The following is a 23898-nucleotide window of genomic DNA, read 5'->3' as shown; positions in this document are numbered from 1 at the left end:
ACTTTAGTCTAAACCCGTTTTTCCCAATTGACAAAGGATTATTTAATTAAATCAACGATCTAACGTACAACTATAATTCATTAAAAAAGCGCCTAAAAAATTAGGCGCTTTTAGATTTTTTAGATTCGTAATTGTAGTAAATCGCTTTCTTTGTGGTTAGCCAGCAAAGACTCGTGCATTTCTAAACATTCTCATCCAAGGACCATCTTCTTGCCACTCGTCTGCTTGCCACGAATTTGCCACGGCTCTAAACACTCGCTCAGGATGCGGCATCATAATAGTGGCACGACCATCACTGGAGGTGAGTCCTGAAATCCCGTCCGGAGAACCATTCGGGTTGGCTGGATACTGTTCTGTGACATTTCCCCAATTATCCACATATTTCAACGCAACATGTTGATTATTTTGAACTTGTCGAAGATGACCAGTATGTTTAAATTCTGCTCTTCCCTCGCCATGTGAAACAGCTATGGGTAAACGTGAACCCTGCATGCCAGCAAAGAATATTGATTTACTCTCTTGAACTTCCAACATCGACACTCGCGCTTCAAATCGTTCCGATTGGTTCGTTACAAAATGCGGCCATAAATCAGCACCAGGAATCAGAGATTTCAAATTTGAAAGCATTTGACAACCATTACATACGCCTAAGCTAAACGAATCTTGCCGATGGAAGAACTGTTCAAATTGATCCCGGGCATAGTTATTAAACAAAATGGACTTAGCCCATCCTTCCCCTGCTCCCAGCACATCACCATATGAGAAACCACCACAGGCAACCAAACCAGCAAACTGATCTAACGCGACGTTCTGACCGATAACATCACTCATATGCACATCAATTGCGTTAAAACCTGCGCGATTGAATGCAGCGGCCATTTCGTTTTGAGAGTTAACACCTTGCTCACGTAAAATAGCGATTTTAGGTTTAATACCTTTCGAAATATAAGGTGCAGCAACATCTTCATTGATGTCGTAGCTTAGCTCACAATGTAAACCTGGATCCTGCGCATTCCCTTTGGCTTGCCACTCTTGGTCCACACATTCAGGGTTATCTCTTAAGCGTTGCATCTTGTCTGTGGTTTCTGCCCAAATCAGACGATAGTAGCCGCGCTCTTGTGATATGACTTTTTGTTGTTTATGACTAATTTCAATTCTGTCTGAATTGTTTAGACTTCCAACTACATGGGTGACTTCAGTAAGATTATGTTGACTTAGCACTTGGTTGACTTTATCTAAGTTGGATTTCGTCACCTGAACCACTGCGCCTAATTCTTCGTTAAACAATACTGACTGCGCATCCCCCTTGAAACTATCTAATTGAACGTCAATGCCTGTATGTCCAGCAAAAGCCATTTCAACCAAAGTAGTGAACAAACCACCATCAGATCTATCGTGATATGCCAACAATAACTCTTGATGCACCAAAGTTTGCATTGCTTCAAAGAAAGATTTTAGTAATTTAGGCTTAGTGACATCAGGAGCTTGATTACCTAACTGACTGTATACCTGAGCCAAACAAGAACCACCGATACGATTGCGTCCTTCCCCCAAATCTAAACATAATAAAAGTGTATCACCCTTATCGGTTCTTAGCTGCGGAGTTAGCGTATTACGGATATCTCGGACCGCACCAAAGGCGGTGATAATTAATGACAATGGTGAAGTTACCGCCTTGTCTTGTTGCCCATCTGGCTGCTCTTCTTGCCATTGGGATTTCATTGACATTGAATCTTTTCCAACCGGAATAGTTAAGCCCAGTTCAGGACATAGCTCTTCACCAACGGCCTTCACAGCTTCATATAAACCTGCATCTTCACCCGGGTGTCCGGCTGCTGCCATCCAATTGGCAGACAGTTTGATGCGATTCAATGAGCCAATATCTGCTGCAGCAATGTTAGTTAAAGATTCACCAACTGCCATTCGTGCTGACGCTCCGTGATTCAATAGTGCAATAGGTGTGCGTTCACCAACCGACATTGCTTCACCTTGATAGCTATCAAATGAAGACGCTGTCACTGCAACGTCAGCCACCGGAATTTGCCAAGGGCCGACCATTTGATCACGACTCACTAATCCCGTGACGCTGCGGTCACCAATAGTGATTAAGAAGGTTTTTTCTGCCACAGTAGGCAAACGTAAAAGACGTTCCGCTGCTTCATTTATGTCTACAGATTCGGCTTTAAAGTCATCCCCTGCGGCTTTTTTAGAGGTCACATCACGATGCATTTTCGGTGGTTTACCCAACAATACGTCTAATGGCAAATCAATTGGTAAGTCATTGAAGTGGTCATCATGCAATGCCAAATGAGGCTCTTGTGTGGCTTCGCCAACAACCGCAAAAGGAGCTCTTTCACGACGACAAATAGATTCAAATAATGGCAGCTTGTCAGGGGCCACGGATAATACGTAGCGTTCCTGTGATTCGTTACACCAAATTTCATGGGGAGCCATACCGGGTTCGTCATTGGGCACATTTCTGAGTTCAAATTTACCACCGCGACCACCGTCATTCACCAATTCAGGGAAGGCATTTGATAAACCACCAGCGCCAACATCATGAATAAACTGAATAGGATTATTGTCACCTAACTGCCAACAACGATCGATAACTTCCTGACAACGTCGCTCCATTTCTGGGTTACCCCGTTGCACAGATGCAAAATCCAAATCCTCATTAGATTCACCAGATGTCATGGAAGAAGCAGCGCCTCCCCCTAGTCCAATGTTCATGGCCGGTCCACCTAGCGCAATTAACTTTGCTCCAACGGTGATTTCGCCTTTTTGAGTATGCGATTGACGAATATTTCCTAATCCACCAGCCAACATAATTGGTTTATGATAACCACGTACTTCCACACCATTGAAACTATTTACCTGCTGTTCATAAGTACGGAAATAACCAAGAATATTCGGGCGACCAAATTCGTTATTAAACGCAGCACCACCTAAAGGTCCTTGCTGCATAATTTCCAATGCATCAACAATTCGCTCAGGTTTACCATAAGCCGTTTCCCAAGGCAGCGCATATCCAGGAATATTTAGGTTTGAGACACTGAACCCCACTAACCCAGCTTTCGGCTTAGAACCTCTTCCAGTGGCACCTTCATCACGAATCTCACCGCCAGAACCTGTAGCTGCGCCTGAAAAAGGAGAAATAGCGGTTGGGTGGTTATGGGTTTCCACTTTCATCAAAATATCAATATTTTCATGATGATATTCGTACTCATGGGATTCTGGGTCAGGGAAAAAGCGACCCGCTTTCCATCCTTCCATTACCGCTGCGTTATCACTGTATGCTGAATGCACAAAATCAGGATTCAACTCAAAGGTATTTTTAATCATTTTGAACAGCGATTTAGACTGTTTAGCGCCATCAATCGTCCAATCGGCATTGAAAATTTTATGTCGACAGTGCTCAGAGTTGGCTTGGGCAAACATGTAAAGTTCAATGTCGTTTGGATTACGACCTAGACGCTGGAAATTTTCAACTAAGTAGTCAATCTCGTCATCGGCAAGGGCAAGACCCATTTCAACATTGGCTGCGCTTAAGGCTTCTCGGCCACCTGCAATCACATCCACGCTGCTATAAGGTTTCGGCGAATCCTCTACAAATAACATTTCAACTTGGTCAAAATCAGACATTACCGCTTCTGTCATACGGTCATGTAATATTTGTTGCAATTCTGCGTGTTGTTCTGCGCTTAACTCAGCAGCAAATTTTAAATAGTATGCGCAGCCTCGCTCTATTCGTTTAACTTCTTTGAGTCCACAATTGTGTGCAATATCAGTCGCTTTAGAAGACCATGGAGAAATAGTCCCAGGTCTTGGCACCACTAATATTAGCTCTCCTTCTGGATCATGAGCTGGAATAGCTGGACCATAGGTGAGTAATTGAGTTAAAACTTGTGTCTGCTCTGAGGTTATGTCCGACTCAATTTGTGCAAAATGCACAAACTCAGCATAAATTTCAGCAATGGGAAGTTGAGCAGAAGTAAAACGTTGAAGTAATTTTTCAACACGAAAATCAGATAGCGCAGGGGCACCACGAAGGACTAGCATAGGCTATTACCAAAGTTACTGGAACTTGACCATTTAGTCTGCCAAAGTTCACGATTTCAGGAAGTTTTGAGGCGCGAATTATAGTGTAAAATCAATCTATTGATAAGCATCAATCGGTCTGATTTGAAAGTTTTTAGTGTTCAATTGCATTATTCCCCTAGATGAATTCAAACAATTTCGTCACAATGAGGGAATTAACCTGTTTTAAAAGGGAATCTGTGAAGAAAACAGTTTTACGGTTTTTACTACTGAACTTAGTGCTCGTGCTCAGTGCATGCGAAAAACCGCAACAATCCAGTACATTGGCACGCATCTTAGATCAAGGTGTACTCAAAGTTGGAACCAATTATGGTTTAACGACGTATTTCAATGGCCCAGTAGGACCAGAGGGATTTGAATATGAACTAGCCAGCGGCTTCGCTAGCTATCTAGGCGTGCGGCTGGAAGTTTTCCCTTACTACACTCTAAACGAACTATTTCCGCAACTTGCTAATCATCACCTAGATTTAATTGCTGCAGGGATTAGCGTAACCAATGAACGAGCAGAATTATTCCGCTTTGGTCCTGCGTATCAAAATATCAGCCAAAAAGTGGTGTTCAAACAAGGTAATGAACGCCCTAGGAGTGCCACAGATCTAACCGAAGAAATGTTAGTCATTGCCGGTAGCAGCCATGCAGAAACATTACGGGAATTTAAACCTTTTCATCCACAGCTGAGCTGGCAAGAAACAGATGACAAAGACGCAGAAGAACTAATGGAAATGGTGTTAAACGATGAACTTGCCTACACCATAGTAGATTCTAATATATTAGCAGTGCTGCGCAGAAGACACCCTGAACTCAGTATTGGATTCACCATTAGCAAAGAACAAGGGGTGGCATGGGCCTTAGATAAGAGCCAAGATGATTCTTTATTAGCGGCCCTTATCGAATACTTTGGCCTAATTCAATCAAATGGCACCCTTGCCGCGTTAGAAGATAAGTACTTTGGTCATGTAAGACAATTTAACTATGTTGATACCCGCGAATTTATTCGCTCAGCAAGAACTAATTTACCCAATTTTAGACAATGGTTTGAGCAACATGCGCAAAATTTAGATTGGCGATTGTTAGCAGCAATGAGCTATCAGGAAAGTCACTGGAATCCGAAAGCAAAATCCCCAACCGGTGTCCGCGGGATGATGATGTTAACTTTAGCAACAGCAGAAGATTTAGGAATTGAGTCTCGATTAGACCCGGAACAAAGCATTCGTGGCGGAGCAGAATACTTTGCCAATTTATTAAGTCGAATTCCTGCACGCATTCAAGAGCCTGATCGAATTTGGTTTGCCTTGGCGTCTTACAATATAGGACTAGGCCATTTAGAAGATGCGCGGGTACTGACCCAAAGACAAGGTGGCAACCCCGATATGTGGATAGACGTTAAAAAACGTTTACCTCAATTACGTCAGAAAAAATACTACAAAACCACCCGTTATGGATATGCACGAGGGGATGAAGCTGTTACTTATGTTGACAACATACGGCGGTACTATGATACATTAATGTGGCTAGACGGGCAGGATGCCGAAACCCTCGATGAAGCTGAAGACGCAGCTCAAGCTCAAGCTCAAGAAAACTAAACCATCCAAAATTTACGCTGTTTATTGACTTGTCATATAGCAGTCATATTTGCATGCCAAGCTAATAACAACTAAATGATTCATTTGTTTCAATTTAAATATTTATGAAACTAATGGGAAATTTAACTGTCTATAGTAATTAACGCGTTTTATTTAAACAAAATAGGAGAATAATCCTCACAGGAGTTACCATGAGAAAAAGAAATACACTAAACAGAAAAATGAAACCCGGCAATAGTAGCCGAAGAAGACTAATGTTGAAAAAAGTACACCAGAAAGTATTAGTTAGGCGTCAAAATTTTCAACAATTTGATTTACAAGAAACCTTTGCTGAAGCGAGCTAAAATAAGCTTCAGCTAGAAAGCGCCAAGGGCAATTTTGTTTTTCATATTGTCTGTGCTTTCAAACTGCCTTTAAGTTCAAACATCCTCTTTGCTTACCACAATACCTACAGCGTAAAATACCAAATCACCTGTATCATTTGAAAACAATGCTTCTAAGCAAAATTTTAAAATTTGTGGTTCGTCAGTTTGTCCCATTTTGAATTTTAGCTAATTGCTTTTGGGCTTTTTTCTGCTCTCGACGCATCTTAAAAAAGTCTGATATTTTAGTTGCACACTGAGCAGCTAGAACATCACCTTGTACTTCGATTTGATGGTTCAATCTTTCATCGTTGAGTAAGTTCATCAAACTACCAGCAAACCCCGTTTTATAATCTTTTGCGCCAAATACTAAACGTTTTATTCGAGAATGAACAAGCAACCCTGCACACATGGGACAAGGCTCTAACGTAACATAGAGAGTACAATCCACCATGCGATAGTTATTTAGGACTTTCCCTCCTTCTCGAATGGCTATCATTTCTGCGTGAGCAGATGGATCATGTAAATTGATCGACTGGTTCCAGCCTTGGGAAACCAACTTATTATCCTTGATCAACACTGCACCAACCGGTACTTCGCCAATTTTCCACGCATTATCTGCCAACGATAGAGCATAGTTCATCCAATACTCATCTTGCATGTGAATTTCATCTGGGGGATTTAGGATTGCCATTCTAATATCACTAAAAACATTGGTTAATTTACTCAAAAAGTTGTTTATTTAACTAATAAACTTATCAACTGAAGTCCATGTAAAAACGTAAATCATTGAAATAAAAAGAAAATAAAAGTTGGTTAAAAATATGCAAAACAAGATTATAACGGCATAACATACCAATACGCTAACACTAAGCCAGTCAAAGGAGACTACGCTATGAATTTAACCGCCATCGTCATTATCGCAATCATATGCTGGACCATTATTAAATTAACCGGTAAAGATAAAAAAGAAGTCAAACAGGAGACCCAACCTCAGCAAGAAAACGACGAATTAAAACAACAGCTCACGGTGATGCAAGAACGAATTGCGGTACTTGAAGCCATTGTTACCGATGAAAAGTATGTGCTTAAACGGGAATTTGATAATTTAGAGCGCAATAAAGCGGCGTAACCCCCATAAAAAGGCGATAGTAATATCGCCTTTATTGTACCCTACAGACTCGTTACGATTCCCAGTTTAAAATCAACGAGAATAAAATAGCTTGCTGGTTACCGCCCGACCAGGACGCAAATTATTGGAATATCGAAGCAAAATGCTCTGCTGTTGGTTTAAACGGGACAGTTAAGTCTACAATTTCTAATTCCCTTCACAATATCAATAAGTTCCTTAGCTGAGACCTAAACATAGTCGGATATTATGCTCCTATCGTATTCAATCATTCATTAAAAATATCAGTTATTAATGCCATGCTCAGATTTTTTATTGTTTGCGGCTTGAGTAACCCGATATTTCATTTGATTGGACCGCGCCGAGCGTTCGCCATTGTGATTGAACAAGCTCCAGGGCTTGCAGAAAATTTACCGCTAGGATATTGTTGTCACTAACAACATAATTTAGAGACTTTCCGATGGACTCAAAGCTTAAGCGCGCAGAAGCGCTCTACGAAGCAGTTAACCAGTTAATCCGTGTACATCAGTTCCGTGATCGTGAAAGCATATGCTGTCATAACGTGTCGGTCGCTCAGTGCTACGCCCTCGAAACGCTTGTAAAACGTGGTCCTTTAAGGCTTAAAGCGTTAGCTGAAGATATGTGCCTTGATAAAAGTACTGCAAGTCGCGTAGTTGATTCACTGCTGCGTAAAGGTTATGCACTCAAGACCTTAGATCCCCTTGATCAGCGCGCAGTTCAGCTGTCGTTGAGTCCTGAGGGTCATGCGCTTTATTCCACCATACATAAAAGTCTGATTGCAGAAGAAGCGTCCATGATATCTGACATCTCTGATGAAGTGGTCGATGCTGCTACTGTGCTGTTAGAAAAGCTAACTGTAGCAGCGCGGGCCCGACTCGGCACTTAAACTATTTTTTTAACTACATTGTTGTTAGTAACAACATTATTTAGAGGTTTACCTATGAATTACAATAACGAAAACTTGCCTATCGCCGTTATTGGCGCCGGTCCTATCGGTTTAAGTTCAGCAGTTAACTTGCTCGACGCAGGGCTTACACCCATTATTTTTGAATCAGGTGATTGTGCCGGTTCCAACCTAGCAAGTTGGGGTCATGTGCGTATGTTTTCGCCTTGGTCATACAACATGGATCCCAAAGCGGTTTCTCTACTTAAGAAACAGGGCTGGGACGAACCGGATCTGAGCGCATTTCCAACCGGAAGCGAACTGCTTGAACGCTATGTGTTGCCTTTAGCGTCCCACGAGAAGGTTGCCCCTCACCTACATTTGAATACCCGTGTTGTTAACGTCAGCCGCCAATATCACGATATTTTACGCAATGAAATGCGGGAGCGCGCGCCATTCGTGGTGCGTGTTTCAAACCCCGAAGGTGATCGCGATATCCTTGTCCAGGCCGTAATCGATGCCTCTGGTACCTATCAGACACCCAACTGGCTTGGCGCTCATGGTATTCCAGCTATTGGTGAGCTTACGGCTTCGCAATCAATTACTTACGGTGTGCCTGATATTCTCGGTTGTTGCAATAAACAGTACGCAGGCAAGTCCGTACTCGTCATCGGTGGCGGCCATTCGGCATTTAACGCATTACAGGATTTAGTCAAACTCTCTGATCAAACTGATGGCATGCGGGTTCTATGGGGAATACGCGGCTCCTCCGTCGATAACATTGTGCGCTCACCAAAAAATGATGAGCTGCAAGAACGTAGAAGCCTCGAAGTTCATATCCAAAAATTACTGGATGAAGGAAAAATCGAGGTATTTACTAATATAGCAATAGAAAAAATCAACTGTGAAAATGACAAACTGATCGTAAAAAGCCATTCATCTCAACTACCGCCAGTAGATAAAATCATTGCAGCTACTGGGTTTCGCCCTAACCTTCAGTTGCTATCTGAATTGCGTACCTCCATTGATCCTGCTACGCAAAGTCCGGTTAATCTCGGTCCACTTATTGATCCTAATCTTCATAGTTGTGGTTCAGTTCCTGAGCATGGCGCCGCTGAGCTTTCTCACCCAGAAACCGGTCTTTATGTTGTTGGTATTAAAAGCTACGGCCGTGCACCAACATTTCTGCTAAAAACGGGCTATAAACAGGTTAAGTCAGTCACGTCTAAATTAGCGAATCAGGTAATCGATGATGATCCTGTTGCGAATCGCTCCTTTTCTTGTGATGACGTTGCCCTCAATCGAAGTTGCTCAGCATAAAAGTCTCGCCCTCTAATCCTAGCTTTGTTAATAGGCTTAGGCTGAATTGGGGGCATTTTTCTTTTGTTGAATATGGTGAGAGAAATGACCTACTTTATTCGAAGTCATCCGCTATTCATTGTCGTGCTCGCTCAGCTATGTGGAACTTCGCTTTGGTTCTCGGTTAATGGGGTGGGCTTGGCTCTCATTCATGATGTTGGGCTAACAGAGAAAGATCTTGGATGGTTAACTCTCACTGTTCAGGCTGGTTTCATTACTGGTACCCTATTTATTGCCACCACAGGTCTGGCTGATCGATTACGCGCCAGCCGCATTTTCGCCCTTTCCTGTTTAGCTGGTGCGTTAGCAAATGCCAGCTTTGTGTTGGTGGCAGCCCATCCACCATTTGATCTGCTATTACGTTTTTTTACCGGTCTGTGCTTAGCCGGTATCTACCCTCTTGGTATGAAGCTAGTGATTGGATGGACACCTAAATATGTCGGGGCCGCTCTAGCATGGCTAGTAGGAATGTTAACACTAGGCACTGCTCTACCTCATCTATTGCGTGGCGCGACTTTCGGGTTACCTTGGGAATGGACACTTCTGGGCGCTTCTGGGTTGGCTTTGCTAGGTGGCGTGGCTATCTTTGCTCTAGGTGATGGCCCACACCTACCGTCTTCAAGTAATAAAGTACGACTACGAGATGGGCTAGCAGCCTTAACTGAAAGGCGTTTCCGCGCAGTGGCAATCGGCTACTTTGGCCACAGCTGGGAGCTTTATGCAATGTGGACCCTTATTCCATTTATGGTGTCTCGTGAAATGGGACGTCTCGACATTCAGAGTTTATCGAACCCATTGATATCGTTTTCCATCATCGCGCTAGGTCTGGTGGGCTGTGTGGGTGGTGGAGCACTGAGCAGACGTATAGGAAGTCTGTCTGTGGCGCGCTTGGCTCTTGGGTCCTCCGGACTTATCTGTATGATTTATCCATTGGTTGCCTTTTTGCCGCCAAAAGTGATGTTAGTTTTACTCTGTATTTGGGGCCTGACAGTTATTGCGGATTCGCCTCAGCTATCGGCTCTGGCTGCTCAAACAGCTCCAACAGAACGTATCGGTTCAACCTTGGCCATGTTAAATGCTATAGGCTTTGCTTTGACCATTCCATCAATTGCGTTGACCACAGCACTGTGGCAATGGCAAGGGGTTTGGGTAGTATGGTGGTTACTCCCGGGGCCAATTTTAGGGCTTTGGGCGATGCGCAGGCTAGATCGGCAAGGATAATGTGCAATACCTCCTACAAGTGTGCGCCTGCTTGTAGCCTATTCTCTTGTCTGGGCGTATTGGCCTGCTACCTCTACTAAGGTTACACCTGCCTAACCAAGCTCAATAATTAGGTTTGTTCTGCTACACAACCCAAAAGCCCAGCGCGAACGCTGGGCTTTGAGATTTATTTTGATATGGCTAAATATTGCCAGATGTAGTTTGTTGGAAGCTATTATTCCCACTCAATGGTAGCAGGTGGTTTACCAGAGATGTCATAAACCACGCGAGAAATGCCATCAATTTCATTAATGATGCGATTAGATACTTTACCTAAAAAGTCATAAGGTAAATGTGCCCAGTGAGCGGTCATAAAATCAATGGTTTCTACTGCACGTAGGGAAACCACCCAATCATACTTTCTCGCATCGCCCATCACACCAACTGAGCGCACAGGTAGAAATACGGTAAAAGCTTGACTCACTTTGTGGTACAAATCAGCATTATGTAATTCTTCGATGAAGATTGCATCGGCTCGACGCAGTAAATCACAGTATTCTTTTTTCACCTCTCCTAATACGCGAACCCCTAAACCAGGTCCCGGGAAAGGGTGACGATAAAGCATGTCGTAAGGTAAGCCTAATTCTAAACCAATTTTGCGTACCTCATCTTTAAACAGTTCGCGCAATGGTTCAACTAGTCCCATTTCCATATCATCGGGTAACCCCCCCACATTGTGATGTGATTTGATAACGTGGGCTTTACCGGTTGCTGAACCTGCTGACTCGATGACGTCTGGATAAATAGTGCCTTGCGCAAGCCACTTGGCATTTTTTAACTTTCTCGATTCTTCATCAAACACACCAACAAATTCACGACCGATTATTTTGCGTTTAGCTTCTGGGTCTTCTTCCCCTTCAAGGGCGGCTAAAAAGCGTGGTTCAGCGTCAATTTTTATAATGTTGAGACCAAAATGATCACCGAACATTTCCATGACCTGTTCACCTTCATTGAGTCGCAGCAAGCCATTGTCAACAAATACACAGGTGAGGTTTTTACCAATTGCTTGATGTAGCAACATTGCGGTTACTGAGGAATCAACGCCGCCAGATAATCCTAGAATAACTTGATCGTCACCGACTTTTCGCTTAATTCGCTCAACTGCATCTTCAATAATACTCGCTGCCGTCCACAATTTCTGACACCCACAAATATCCATCACAAAATGAGACAAGATGCGCATTCCTTGACGGGTATGAGTGACTTCTGGATGAAATTGAACACCATAAAATTGGCGAGACACGTCAAACATTGCGGCATGAGGACAACTTGCGGTTTGTGCACCAGTAACAAAGCCTTCCGGTATTTCTAAAACTTTGTCGCCATGACTCATCCACACATCTAACAAGCCATTTCCGTTGCTACCAATATGGTCTTCAATGTTTGCTAACAAAGGAATATTTTCGATCACTTCAACTTGTGCGTAACCAAACTCGCGCTTATCAGAACCTAAAACTTTTCCGCCCAACTGGGCCGCCATAGTTTGCATACCGTAACAAATACCAAATACTGGAACCCCAGCATTAAATACGTATTCAGGCGCTCGTGGTGAATTAGCTTCAGTTACTGATTCGGGACCGCCAGAAAGAATAATCCCATTTGGATTAAACTGTTTAATTTGCTCTTCACTTACATCCCATGCCCAAAGCTCACAATAAACGCCAATTTCTCGTACGCGACGGGCTATAAGTTGGGTATATTGAGAACCAAAATCAAGAATTAAAATACGTTGATCATGAATATTAGTGGTCATGGAAAATCTCGTGTTAATAGTATAAAAGCAGGTATTGGCATCAACGCCAATACCTAAGATTGAACAACTAGCTACATTAGCCTAAACGGTAATTAGGCGCTTCTTTGGTGATGCTGACATCATGTACATGGGATTCTCCCATACCTGCTGCCGTCACTTTTACAAATTGTGGTTTGGTACGTAAAATATCAATCGTAGCGCTTCCGGTTAGTCCCATTGCTGAGCGTAACCCACCCATTTGTTGATGGATAATGTTAGAAATTGGACCTTTGTAAGCAACCCGGCCTTCAATCCCTTCAGGCACCATTTTTTCTTCTGATTTAGTATCTTGGAAATAACGATCAGAAGAGCCATGGCTTTGATTCATAGCGCCAAGTGACCCCATACCACGATAAGACTTATAATAACGACCTTGATATAACTCAACTTCACCTGGTGCTTCTTCGGTTCCGGCCAGCATACTACCGACCATGACACAACTTGCACCTGCCACTAAGGCTTTGGCAATATCGCCGGAGAAACGAATACCACCGTCAGCGATCACAGGAATATCTCGACCTTCAAGGGCCTCTACTGCATCTGCTACTGCGGTTATTTGCGGTACTCCACAACCTGTCACAATACGAGTTGTACAAATTGAACCTGGGCCGATCCCAACTTTCACGGCATCAACACCGGCATCAGCAAGGGCTAAAGCCCCCTCAGCTGTGGCAACATTACCTGCAATAATTTGAATATCAGGAAATGCCTTACGGGTTGCAGCTACGCGGTCTAAAACGCCTTGAGAATGACCATGGGAGGTGTCTATTAATAAAACATCTACTCCAGCTTCAACTAAGGCTTGAATACGTTCTTCTGTTCCAGGACCGACACCGACAGCTGCGCCAACACGCAAACGACCTAATTCATCTTTACAAGCATTAGGTTTATTTTCGGCTTTCTGGAAATCTTTAACCGTTATCATGCCTTTGAGTTTGAACGCATCATCGACCACTAGAATTTTTTCAACGCGGTGTTCATGCATCAGTTCTAGCACTTCGTCAGAGGCTGCGCCTTCGGGCACGGTAACCAATCGTTCTTTGGGCGTCATCACGCTAGACACAGGTTGATCAAGTTTATTTTCAAAACGCAAATCACGGCCAGTTACAATTCCGATTAGATTATTATCATCATCAACGACAGGAAAACCTGAGAAACCATGATATTTACTAAGGGCATTGATCTCGCCCAAGGTGGCTTGAGAACTTACGGTTACGGGATCCGATACCACTCCACTTTCGTATTTTTTAACAGCACGAACGTGATTAGCTTGTTCTTCAATAGCCATATTTTTATGGATGAATCCCATTCCGCCTTCTTGTGCAAGGGCAATAGCTAACCGTGCCTCAGAAACAGTATCCATGGCGGCAGAGATTAATGGGATATTCAATGATACACTGCGGGTTAATCTGGTGCGCAGATCGGCAGTGTGAGGTAACACAGTGGAGTGCCCAGGAACTAAGAGTACATCATCAAAAGTCAGGGCTTCTTTAGCAATCCTCAACATGCAATTACACCTATATTTAGCGGGTTTTAATTGCGGCGTGATTGTAGCGGTTTTGCGTTATCAGGTAAACTGAATTTGTAGTAAAATTTCAAAAGTTTTTGGTGTTAATCAATTTACCGTATACATTTATTTGCATTATTCTCCATTTTGCTAAAAATATTGCCTTTTAACGTTCCTTTGAAGGCCAACATTTTTGGAGGAATTAGGGGGAAACAGTTCAATATTCAAGGAATTTATGCCAAACCAATCTAACTCTTCAAAAAATATATTTACTGTTAGCCAATTAAATCGACTCGCCCGTTCGGTGTTGGAGTCAGAAATTGGTCAAATTTGGTTATCTGCAGAGATTTCTAATTTTGTCGCGGCTGCTTCTGGGCATTGGTATTTTACCCTCAAGGATGCCCGCGCCCAAGTTAAAGCGGCCATGTTTCGTGGTGCAAACTCTCGTATAAAAGTGCGTCCCAAAGAAGGTGACAAGATATTAGTTCGTGCGTCAGTGGGTCTTTACGAAGCCCGTGGTGATTATCAAATTGTTGTCGATTTCATGGAACCAGAAGGTGAGGGTCAATTAAAACAGCAATTTGAAATGTTAAAAATCAAACTCGCTGAAGAAGGGCTATTCGCCACATCACACAAAAAATCACTGCCTGAGACAATTCAGCGAGTTGGCGTAATTACATCAGCAACCGGTGCCGCATTGCACGACATTTTAACGGTATTAAAACGCAGAAACCCACTCATTTCTGTCATTGTGTACCCATCTCAAGTACAAGGCGAATTAGCTCCTATGCAGCTTTGCCAAGCAATAGATAAAGCGGTACAACGAAATGAAGTAGACGTTCTTATTATTGGTCGAGGCGGCGGTTCTCTTGAGGATTTATGGTGCTTTAACGATGAAAGCCTAGCTAGAAAGATATTTTCCTGTGTCATTCCAACCATCAGCGCTGTTGGCCATGAAGTTGACGTCACCATTGCTGATTTTGTGGCAGATGTGCGCGCCCCTACTCCTTCTGCAGCTGCAGAGTTAGTCAGTTCAGATATTTTAGAAGTGCTACAAAGCTTACAAAATTTAAAGTCGCGATTACACCGCAGCATGGTCGGTCAAACTCAATTTCATAAACACAGATCGCAAATTTCTAGCCAACAATTAAAGACGCTCCACCCGGAAAATCGAATCAAACAACAAAGCCAACATTTGGATCAAATGCAGATGTTGTTAGAGCATAGATTTAAGCGCAAATTCCAAGACAGTGCGAATAAAGTGCAACGGATAACACAGCGACTACATAATCGCTCGCCAATCAATAGGCTAGAAAGATTAATGGAAAATAATAAAATTCTGATTAATCAACTGAATAAATCGACAACAAACTTTATAGTCAGTAAACAACTTCAGCTTGCCAAGGCCTCTGAATTACTGGATAGCGTAAGCCCGCTTTCGACCCTGTCCCGTGGCTATAGCATTACCTACAAAGGCAGTGAAATCATTAAAAACAGTAGTCAGTTAAAACAAGATGATGAGATAACCACCCGATTTCATGATGGCTCGGTCAATAGCTTAGTAACGGGGAAATAAAGTGTAACAGCTGGCAGTTTGTAGCAACTGCCAGTGTCCACTAGGTTAGCTCTAGTTAGGGCTTTTTATGATGAGTCATTAAACGCTTGCGTTTACGCTGTTGTGATAACGTAAGCTTGTTGGTCTTGCCTTCGAATGGGTTAGCCCCTTCTTTAAACTCGACTCGTATTGGCGTTCCCATAGTTTGTAATGACTTACGATAGTAGTTCATCATATAACGCTTATAAGCTGAAGGTAAGTCTTCTACTTGGTTTCCATGAATAATGATGACCGGCGGATTATATCCTCCAGCATGAGCATATTTCATTTTAACTCTTCGACCACGTACCATCGGCGGTTGATGGTCTTCTTGAGCCATTTCCATGATTCGAGTGAGCATGGAGGTGTTGATTCGTTTAGTAGCAGAAGCATACGCTTCTTGCACAGATTCAAACAAATGCCCTACTCCGGTTCCATGTAACGCAGAGATAAAGTGAATTCTGGCAAAGTCGACAAAACCTAAACGACGGTCTAGCTCTCGTTTAATATCATCTTTGATATCTTTTGATAAACCGTCCCATTTATTAACGGCTATGACCAAAGAGCGTCCGGCATTAAGAACAAAACCGAGTAAACTCAAATCTTGATCCGCTATACCTTCTCTAGCGTCAATGCATAACAAAACAACATTCGCTTCTTCAATGGCTTGTAAGGTTTTAATGATGGAGAATTTTTCTACGGCATCAGATACTTTTTTACGTTTACGAACACCGGCCGTATCAATCAATACGTATTCACGTCCGTCTCGTTCCATTGGAATAAAGATACTGTCTCGGGTAGTGCCAGGCATATCGAACACAACAACGCGTTCTTCACCTAAAATACGGTTGGTTAAGGTCGACTTCCCAACATTGGGTTTGCCCACAATCGCCAACTTAATCGGCAAGCTCTGTAAACGTAGCAACTCTGCTTCAGCATTTTCACCGTCATCGTTACGCACGACTTCAGGTATGTGCATATCTGGATAAAGCTTTTCAATTGGCTTTAACGACTTTTCTAACAGTTGAGTAACACCTCGACCGTGAGCCGCTGCTACTTGTGAAACATCACCTAACCCTAAAGAATAAAACTCTGCAGTTTCACTGTCACCGTCAATACCATCCACTTTGTTAGCGACCACATAAACGGTTTTTTCTTGTTTGCGCAAATGATTAGCTATACCGATATCAGCAGGGGTTAAACCCGCTCTAGCATCCACTAAAAATAGCACCACATGCGCTTCATCAATGGCTAACAACGATTGTTCTGCCATCTCTGCATCGATTCCCTGTTCGTCCCCGCTGATACCGCCGGTATCTACCACAATAAACTGTAAGCCTTCATATTTGGCTTGACCATATTTACGGTCACGAGTTAACCCGGGATAATCGGCAACCAATGCATCTCGACTATTTGTAAGCCGATTAAAAAGAGTAGATTTTCCTACATTAGGACGACCCACGAGAGCGATGACAGGTAACATATTATCTTTCCAATAAAATAGTTACGGCTCAAGTATCTAAATTAGATAGTTGAGCCGTGATTAGTTCGTACTTAGGCTATGAAGTTCACTTTCTATCTAGCAAGGTAATCCAAGCGAGTTAATATCAGTGAACTTACACAATCGATGATTCCAAATCAACAAAAGTTGATTAGATTACAGGTACAGCTATAGCGATTAATTCACCATCTCTAGTCTGAGTGTATATCTTATCGCCAAACGCAACTGGCGCTACATAAATCCCTTCATCTTCATCGTCGCCACCTACATCCATACGTGACACAATTGTTCCATCGGTTTTATCTAACCAATGCAAGAATCCATACTTATCACCCACGACCAAATAATTACCAATAGACTCAGGAGAGGTTAAGTTACGTTTTTTAAGTCCACCTTGACTCCACAACTCAACGCCGTTACGACGGTCAATGCTATATATGTTGCTATTCTTATCAGTTACAAACAAGCTATTGCCATCAATCCCCAAACGTCTGTAAGAGTTATATTCACGCTTCCAAATAATTCGACCACTGCGTAATTCAACAGCAGCTAAGGTCCCATCAAATGAAATGACGTAGACATTAGGGCCGACTACTAGAGGTTGACTATCAATATCAACTATACGTTCCAGTTCAGTTGCACCAGAGGGCGCAGAAATGGTTTGTTCCCAAGCAGTTTGGCCGCTGCCTAGAATATTGACGACTAATTTGCCTGTAGCGGTACCCACTAGCGCACCACCGTTAACGGCTACAGGAGCAGAGATTCCCCGTAAACTAAGTGCGGGAACGTCAGACTCGAACATCCATAATTGTTCGCCGGTGTTCGCATCCAATGCAAACAAAGTGCCTGAACCTGTATTTACCAATACGACATTTTCATCCACTGCCGGAGAAGCAATAATTTCCCCGCGTACTTTAGTAACCCATTTGGTTTCGCCGGTATTGGCATCTAAAGCGAACACTTCGCCATTCTCAGAACCCAAATATACAGTTTCATATATAACGGTTAAGCCGCCAGAAATTTTCGCTGTAATACCATCAGACCACAAATTAGTAATAAAACTGTACCAATTTTCATTAGGATATTCGGCGAAATCACGTTTCCAGACTTGCTTACCTGATTCTAGTTCATAAGCTGCGACTATACCTTGACGACTGGCCGCAAACACTTTGTCGTAAGCAACAGCAGGACGTAATCTTGAATAGAATTTATCAATTCCACCAGTTAAATCGTGTGACCATAACTGAGTAGCAGTAAACTTCGACTCTATTGGTTTTAGGGTGCGGATTTCAATTTCTTCGTCGTCCATAAACCAGCCAGAAATAGTTGAACAACCTGCTAGTGTCATTACACTTATAAATGTAACCACCTTAATCCAACTTAAACCCATACTGATATTACCCATTGATAACAACCGCTAAGTTGTCCAACTTCATTTTCACTAGCTGATTATTAGCGTTAGCGTCTAACGATGCACTATATGCTTCTTTAGCAGCGTCAAATTTAGATTGATTAACGTAAATATCACCCTTAATCTCATCTACTTGCGCAACGAATGCAGGTTGAGTAACTAAATCTAAACTAGCCATGGCTTGGTCAAATTGACTTAGCGAATTTTGTACTCTTGCCAAACGCAAATTAGCGACGCTTTTAATTGCTTCATCATCGGCGTTATTTGCCACATATTTCAGATGACTCGCGGCTTTTTCTAAATCGCCCTCTTCAACTGACAATTTAGCCAATTGTAATGCTGTTAGTATAGAGTAGCCGCCTTTGTTACCTGCAACAAATGCTTCCGCTTTTTGCGTGTTTTCAGATGTCAAAGTGGCACTTAACTGCTCATACGAACGCGAAGCTGCTTCTTTTTCAGCAATTTGCGTATCGTTGTAATATCTCCAACCGTACAAACCACCTACACCTAAAATAACGCCAACTGCAATTGCCAAGCCATTCTCACGCCAAAAACGTTTAATCGCTTCTACTTGTTGTTCTTCTGTTGCAAATTCTTCCATTTGATTTTCCTCGTACAACCGATAATACGTTATTGTACTTTATCTTATATTTTAAAATATTGAGCTAAAACTGTGCCCAGTTCATCACTGGAAATGGTTACCTGCGGAATGTCTTCACGGAGGTATTTAACCACAACTTTATTTTCATTCATTTCGTTTTCACCAATCACAATAACGATTGGTGCAGCGCTTTTATCTGCGCGTTTCATCTGCTTTTTTAAGTTTCCGCCGCCACAATGTAACTGAACTCGAAGCTGTGGAGAAGAATCTCTCAATTGCTCAGACAATTTCATGGCGTAAAGTTCCGTAGAATCTCCAAGGGCAGTCACATAAATATCAACGGGGTCAGGTACATCTGAAGTTAATCCTAAAGTTTGTAACATCAGAACGAGTCGTTCAATCCCCATTGCAAAGCCTACAGCTGTGCTAGGTTTACCACCCAATTGTTCTACCAAACCATCGTATCGGCCACCAGCACACACTGTGCCTTGCGAGCCAAGACTTTCAGTTACCCACTCAAAAACCGTACGATTATAATAATCTAAACCACGAACCAAGCGTGGATTAATCCGGTATTGAATGCCCATATCAGTTAATTTCGAACACAAAGATTCAAAATGGGTTTTGGATTCATCATCCAAATAATCTAACAAGGTTGGCGCATCTTTAATAGCTGCCTGCACATCTGGATTTTTACTGTCCAAAACTCGCAGTGGATTGGATTCCAACCGGCGTAAACTATCTTCATCCAGTTGTGATTTTCGTGCGCTTAAATATTCGACCAAGGCATCGCGATAGTTCGCTCGTACTTGGTTCGAGCCTAACGAATTTATTTCCAGGGTTACATGCTCACTGATACCGAACACTTTCCATAAACGCGCGCTGAGCATAATCACTTCAACATCGATATCGGGTCCATTTAGACCGAAGGTCTCTACACCAAATTGATGAAATTGCCGATAACGTCCTTTTTGTGGACGTTCATGGCGAAACATGGGACCCATGTACCAAATACGTTGCTGTTGATTATAAATAAGACCGTGTTGATTGCCTGCACGAACACAACTTGCAGTATTTTCAGGTCTAAGGGTTAAGCTATCACCATTGCGATCTTCAAAGGTGTACATCTCTTTTTCAACGATATCAGTCACTTCACCGATGGAGCGTTTAAATAAGTCAGTACTCTCTACAATAGGGGTACGCAATTCTTGGTAGCCGTAAGAGCCAACCACACTGCGGATCTTATCCTCTACCCATTGCCAAACACCTGAATCAGCGGGTAAGCAATCATTCATCCCGCGAACTGCTTGAATTTGTTTTGTCACTAAATACGTACTCTGAAATTCGTTTCTGTATTGGCTCTCAATTTGCCAATACCCTAATAAAAAAGCCCCGTATTATAGGGGCTTTGATAGTGGTGTTACAAGTGCTAAAAAATTTTATCCCACCTGCTTTACATCAATCTTTCGCTTCACGTCCAGTTGTGATGCTTTGGCTCTAATGCGTTTTTCGAGTTGATCAACTAAATCATCGTTCGACAAACGCTCTTTTTGACGCTTCCCATCTAAATAAAAACCACTCATATTGCGAGCACCGGTAAGTCCTAGGTCTGAAACTTCCGCTTCACCTGGCCCATTCACCACGCAGCCAATAATAGAGACGTCCATAGGCGTTAAAATATCTTCAACCCGTTGTTCTAGCGCATTTACCGTAGCAATCACATCGAATTCTTGACGAGAGCAGCTTGGACAAGCTATAAAGTTTATCCCTCTAGAACGTATCCGTAGCGACTTCAATATATCGAAACCAACTTTTATTTCTTCAATGGGATCAGCTGCCAGTGAAATCCGAATTGTGTCACCAATACCTTCTGCTAATAACATTCCCAAACCAACAGAACTCTTCACCGCACCTGAGCGGAAACCGCCAGCTTCAGTGATACCCAAATGCAAAGGTTGGTCAATTTTTTTAGCTAGTTCACGATAAGCACCAACCGCCAAAAATACATCAGATGCTTTAACACTGACTTTAAATTGGTCAAAATTCAACTTGTCTAAAATATCCACATGACGCATGGCTGATTCGACCAAAGCTTCAGGCGTAGGTTCGCCGTATTTTTCTTGTAGTTCTTTTTCCAAAGAACCACCGTTCACACCAATTCGAATTGGAATATTGTTATCTTTAGCGCAATCAACAACAGAACGTACACGATCCATACTACCGATATTCCCGGGATTGATTCGTAAACAATCAACGCCATATTCAGCTACTTTCAAAGCAATTCGGTAGTCAAAATGGATGTCGGCAATAAGTGGCACTTTCACTTGCTGACGAATGAGTTTAAATGCCTCAGCAGCATCCATTGTTGGGACAGATACCCTCACAATTTCACCACCCACAGCAACGATACGATTAATTTGTGCCACAGTGGCATCAACATCAGTAGTGTGAGTATTTGTCATTGATTGCACAGCAATGGGAGCGCCATCACCAATAGGAACATTTCCAACATTAATACGGGTTGATTTACGACGTTTAATAGGAGATTCAGAAAACATATAAGTACCTTTAACTATGAAGCAAATGGCAGTGAAAATTTAGCTGACTTCCCAGCTTCAAATCGAGACATGTCTACCCGCACGCCGTCATAACTAATCTGCACCACATCTGGAGCCCCTAACGTTACTTCGAAAGGAGCAACACCTGAAACCGTCATTACTCGGCCTTGTTTTTTCACTCCATAGGCGATTGCTTCGCCCGTTGCATCGACAAGGTTCATCCAACAATTGTCTGAAAATTCAAACACCAACTCAATGTTATCAATTGCATTTTGCTGCTGTTCAAAAGTGCTTGGGATCTCAGGCTGTTCAGCATTTAGCGCATTGATAGACTCGTCGACACCAGACTCATTTTGTTCAGGAAGATTGGCACTATCCTGCGCGATTTGCGCGCTAATGATTAAATCATCTGCTGTAGGCTGTTCCGAAATAGCATTATCTTCAGAATCAGTTTGCATATTTAAACTCGCTGTTGAGTCGCTCGCATTTTGCGTTTCGAGCGCTTCAATAACTTGGCTTGTATCTGAGCCAGTGCTGTCAGGAGAGTCTTGCTGTAACCACCAGATGACTACTAATGCTAAAAGTGCCACTACTATGCCGTAAGTTATTAACATTAATCGGTCATCACTGGCTTGTTTAGCCACTCGCTTTGAAAAGCTTTGTAATTTTGCGGGCTCTTTTTCCACTTCAGTTTGAGAAGCAAATGCTTCAAGAATGATATCTTCTTTTACATTAACTTGTTTGGCATATAACTTTAGATACCCTTTGGTGAATGTCATTGAGATTTTAGGATCGTATTCATCCGACTCTATCGCTTCAATAATATTCACTTTGAGATGTAATTTATTAGCAATATCCGCTGATTTTAGCCCAGCTTTTTCTCGCGCCTCTTTTAAAATCGCACCAGGTCCTTTGACGTTTACTGGTTGTTCTAGTTGTTCTTCTGTCATTTCTGTTCTACCGCTTGGGGATCAATCACTATCAACTTTTTTCCTACATGTATAGACGAGGCATCTGCAAGATCATTCCAATCTATCAGGCTCTGTATTTTGACATTATACTTCAACGAAATGCGATATAAATTTTCGCCTTTCTGTACAACATGATATTGCTGCACTGTCTCTTTTTTAGCTTGTGATGCTATTTCTTGTGCTGACTCTAAATCCTTGCCTTGTTGAAGGTTTTCTTGAGCTTGCATATCGTCAACTGGATAATCATCAGCAGTCGATTGTTTATTTAGCTTTTGTTGCTCTTTAGTTTTGCTTGATTGGTTTGTTTGCGCATTTACCACCGGAGTTACGGTTTTATTCACCAGCGCTTCGCTTTGTTTGTCATTATTTGGCTGCAGATTCTGGGGTTGACCATTGTCAGCATTAAGCGGATCTGAAACAGGCGTTTGCGGTACTTGATTTTCTATCTTGTTGGTATTTGGTTTGAGCTTTTTAGAGACTTTTTGAGTGCTTACTAAATTAGCTAGATTTTGTCTATTCTGAATATATTTTAATGTATTAGGATGAGACGGGTACATACCGATTAACATGTCTCCATAGCCTTTTGCTACATCATTATTATTTAAAGCTTGCTCAATGATAATTGACATCCACAAGGTGTCAGGCGTAACTCTGGAGTTTTTCTCCAAACGTCGCAAATTTAGTTTTGCCTCTTCCCACTGTTGCTGTTGCATTTGCAACTCAACGAGTAATTTTAAGGCTTTGGCTCTGGACGGCTGATGATTCAACGAGCTTTGTAGATAAGTCAAAGCGTCCTCTATCTGTCCCTGACTTTGGCTGCATAAGGCTAAATTTTCATAGGTTTCTGCGGTCGAAATATAATTTGCGCTATTAACGGCTTTAAGGAAATACTCTTTTGCTTCAACGTATTGGCCATTTTCACATAAAAAAGCACCATAAGAATTAGCAATGTCGGGGTTTTTCGGATCGAAAGCCAAGGCTTTTTGGTAGGCTTCATCAGCGAGCGCTATTTCATCTACTTGCTGATAGTAATAGGCCATACTAAAGTGCGCATCAGCAAGGCGGGGAGCAAATTTTAGGGCCTTATCTAAATTAAATTTAGCCTGACTAAAATTGCCATTTTTTAAATAAGTTAAGCCCAATGAAATTCTATTTTTAGCCGCTGCTATGGGATCGAAGTCATCACTCGCTTTAAAACCTTCAGGTAAAGGCTCGCTCACACAAGCGGAGAGAAATATCATTGCGATAATCAAAAAACTACGCAT

General features: G+C 42.4%; 18 protein-coding genes. 7 read left to right on the top strand and 11 right to left on the bottom strand.

What is annotated here, in order from left to right:
• Positions 1-156: 156 nt before the first annotated feature.
• Positions 157-4062, bottom strand: coding sequence for a phosphoribosylformylglycinamidine synthase (gene purL, locus ABWV72_RS08300; RefSeq protein WP_353369901.1), 3906 nt, complete (start codon positions 4060-4062; stop codon positions 157-159).
• Positions 4063-4280: 218 nt separating this feature from the next.
• On the opposite strand from purL, the gene mltF reads away from it, so the two are divergent.
• On the top strand, positions 4281-5684 hold the full coding sequence (mltF, locus tag ABWV72_RS08295) for a membrane-bound lytic murein transglycosylase MltF (RefSeq protein WP_353369899.1): 1404 nt from the start codon (positions 4281-4283) through the stop codon (positions 5682-5684).
• Positions 5685-5875: 191 nt separating this feature from the next.
• On the top strand, positions 5876-6028 hold the full coding sequence (locus ABWV72_RS08290; RefSeq protein ID WP_216048169.1) for a hypothetical protein: 153 nt from the start codon (positions 5876-5878) through the stop codon (positions 6026-6028).
• A 181-nt stretch (positions 6029-6209) separates the two neighbouring features.
• Here ABWV72_RS08290 and tadA read toward each other — a convergent pair whose 3' ends face one another.
• Positions 6210-6740, bottom strand: coding sequence for a tRNA adenosine(34) deaminase TadA (tadA, locus tag ABWV72_RS08285; protein WP_353369897.1), 531 nt, complete (start codon positions 6738-6740; stop codon positions 6210-6212).
• A 201-nt stretch (positions 6741-6941) separates the two neighbouring features.
• Between tadA and ABWV72_RS08280 the strand changes: the two genes are divergently transcribed.
• From ABWV72_RS08280 to ABWV72_RS08265, 4 genes are all read left to right on the top strand, one after another.
• Complete coding sequence (locus ABWV72_RS08280) at positions 6942-7178, top strand: hypothetical protein (protein WP_353369895.1); 237 nt, start codon at positions 6942-6944, stop codon at positions 7176-7178.
• A gap of 457 nt (positions 7179-7635) precedes the next feature.
• Positions 7636-8082, top strand: coding sequence for a MarR family winged helix-turn-helix transcriptional regulator (locus ABWV72_RS08275; protein ID WP_353369893.1), 447 nt, complete (start codon positions 7636-7638; stop codon positions 8080-8082).
• Between the two features lie 54 nt (positions 8083-8136).
• Positions 8137-9399: an NAD(P)-binding domain-containing protein gene (locus tag ABWV72_RS08270; protein WP_353369891.1), complete on the top strand. Its 1263-nt coding sequence runs from the start codon at positions 8137-8139 to the stop codon at positions 9397-9399.
• An 84-nt stretch (positions 9400-9483) separates the two neighbouring features.
• Positions 9484-10659 carry an MFS transporter gene (locus tag ABWV72_RS08265; RefSeq protein WP_353369889.1) on the top strand — a complete coding sequence of 392 codons (1176 nt, stop codon included), beginning with the start codon at positions 9484-9486 and terminating at the stop codon, positions 10657-10659.
• Between the two features lie 214 nt (positions 10660-10873).
• Here the strand turns inward: ABWV72_RS08265 and guaA are convergent, their stop codons facing one another.
• Positions 10874-12451, bottom strand: coding sequence for a glutamine-hydrolyzing GMP synthase (guaA, locus tag ABWV72_RS08260; RefSeq protein ID WP_216048163.1), 1578 nt, complete (start codon positions 12449-12451; stop codon positions 10874-10876).
• Positions 12452-12527: 76 nt separating this feature from the next.
• A complete protein-coding gene (guaB, locus tag ABWV72_RS08255; RefSeq protein ID WP_216048162.1) occupies positions 12528-13997 on the bottom strand; it encodes an IMP dehydrogenase in 1470 nt (489 codons plus the stop codon).
• Between the two features lie 235 nt (positions 13998-14232).
• On the opposite strand from guaB, the gene xseA reads away from it, so the two are divergent.
• Positions 14233-15573: an exodeoxyribonuclease VII large subunit gene (xseA, locus tag ABWV72_RS08250; protein ID WP_353369886.1), complete on the top strand. Its 1341-nt coding sequence runs from the start codon at positions 14233-14235 to the stop codon at positions 15571-15573.
• A gap of 55 nt (positions 15574-15628) precedes the next feature.
• On the opposite strand, the gene der is transcribed toward xseA, so the two are convergent.
• The 7 genes from der to pilW form a co-directional block, all read right to left on the bottom strand.
• Complete coding sequence (gene der, locus ABWV72_RS08245) at positions 15629-17074, bottom strand: ribosome biogenesis GTPase Der (protein WP_353369884.1); 1446 nt, start codon at positions 17072-17074, stop codon at positions 15629-15631.
• A 169-nt stretch (positions 17075-17243) separates the two neighbouring features.
• Positions 17244-18482 (bottom strand): outer membrane protein assembly factor BamB, encoded by a 1239-nt coding sequence (gene bamB / locus ABWV72_RS08240; RefSeq protein WP_216048572.1) that lies wholly within the window; start codon positions 18480-18482, stop codon positions 17244-17246.
• Positions 18483-18489: 7 nt separating this feature from the next.
• Positions 18490-19104, bottom strand: a complete 615-nt coding sequence (locus ABWV72_RS08235; protein WP_216048159.1) for a YfgM family protein — start codon at positions 19102-19104, stop codon at positions 18490-18492.
• A 44-nt stretch (positions 19105-19148) separates the two neighbouring features.
• Positions 19149-20429, bottom strand: coding sequence for a histidine--tRNA ligase (gene hisS, locus ABWV72_RS08230; protein ID WP_353369882.1), 1281 nt, complete (start codon positions 20427-20429; stop codon positions 19149-19151).
• A 114-nt stretch (positions 20430-20543) separates the two neighbouring features.
• Entirely contained in the window at positions 20544-21662 is a 1119-nt protein-coding gene (gene ispG, locus ABWV72_RS08225; RefSeq protein WP_216048157.1) for a flavodoxin-dependent (E)-4-hydroxy-3-methylbut-2-enyl-diphosphate synthase, read from the bottom strand.
• Positions 21663-21676: 14 nt separating this feature from the next.
• Complete coding sequence (locus tag ABWV72_RS08220; RefSeq protein ID WP_216048156.1) at positions 21677-22612, bottom strand: RodZ domain-containing protein; 936 nt, start codon at positions 22610-22612, stop codon at positions 21677-21679.
• The gene (pilW, locus tag ABWV72_RS08215) at positions 22609-23898 is read right to left on the bottom strand and encodes a type IV pilus biogenesis/stability protein PilW (protein ID WP_216048155.1); all 1290 of its coding nucleotides are present in this window, start codon (positions 23896-23898) and stop codon (positions 22609-22611) included. Before pilW ends, ABWV72_RS08220 begins: the two co-directional genes overlap by 4 nt.

It is taken from the genome of Aliiglaciecola sp. NS0011-25, from assembly GCF_040370605.1.
Lineage (GTDB): Bacteria > Pseudomonadota > Gammaproteobacteria > Enterobacterales > Alteromonadaceae > Aliiglaciecola > Aliiglaciecola lipolytica_A.
Note: the sequence above shows the minus strand (reverse complement) of the source record. Positions and strands in the feature narration are given on the sequence as shown.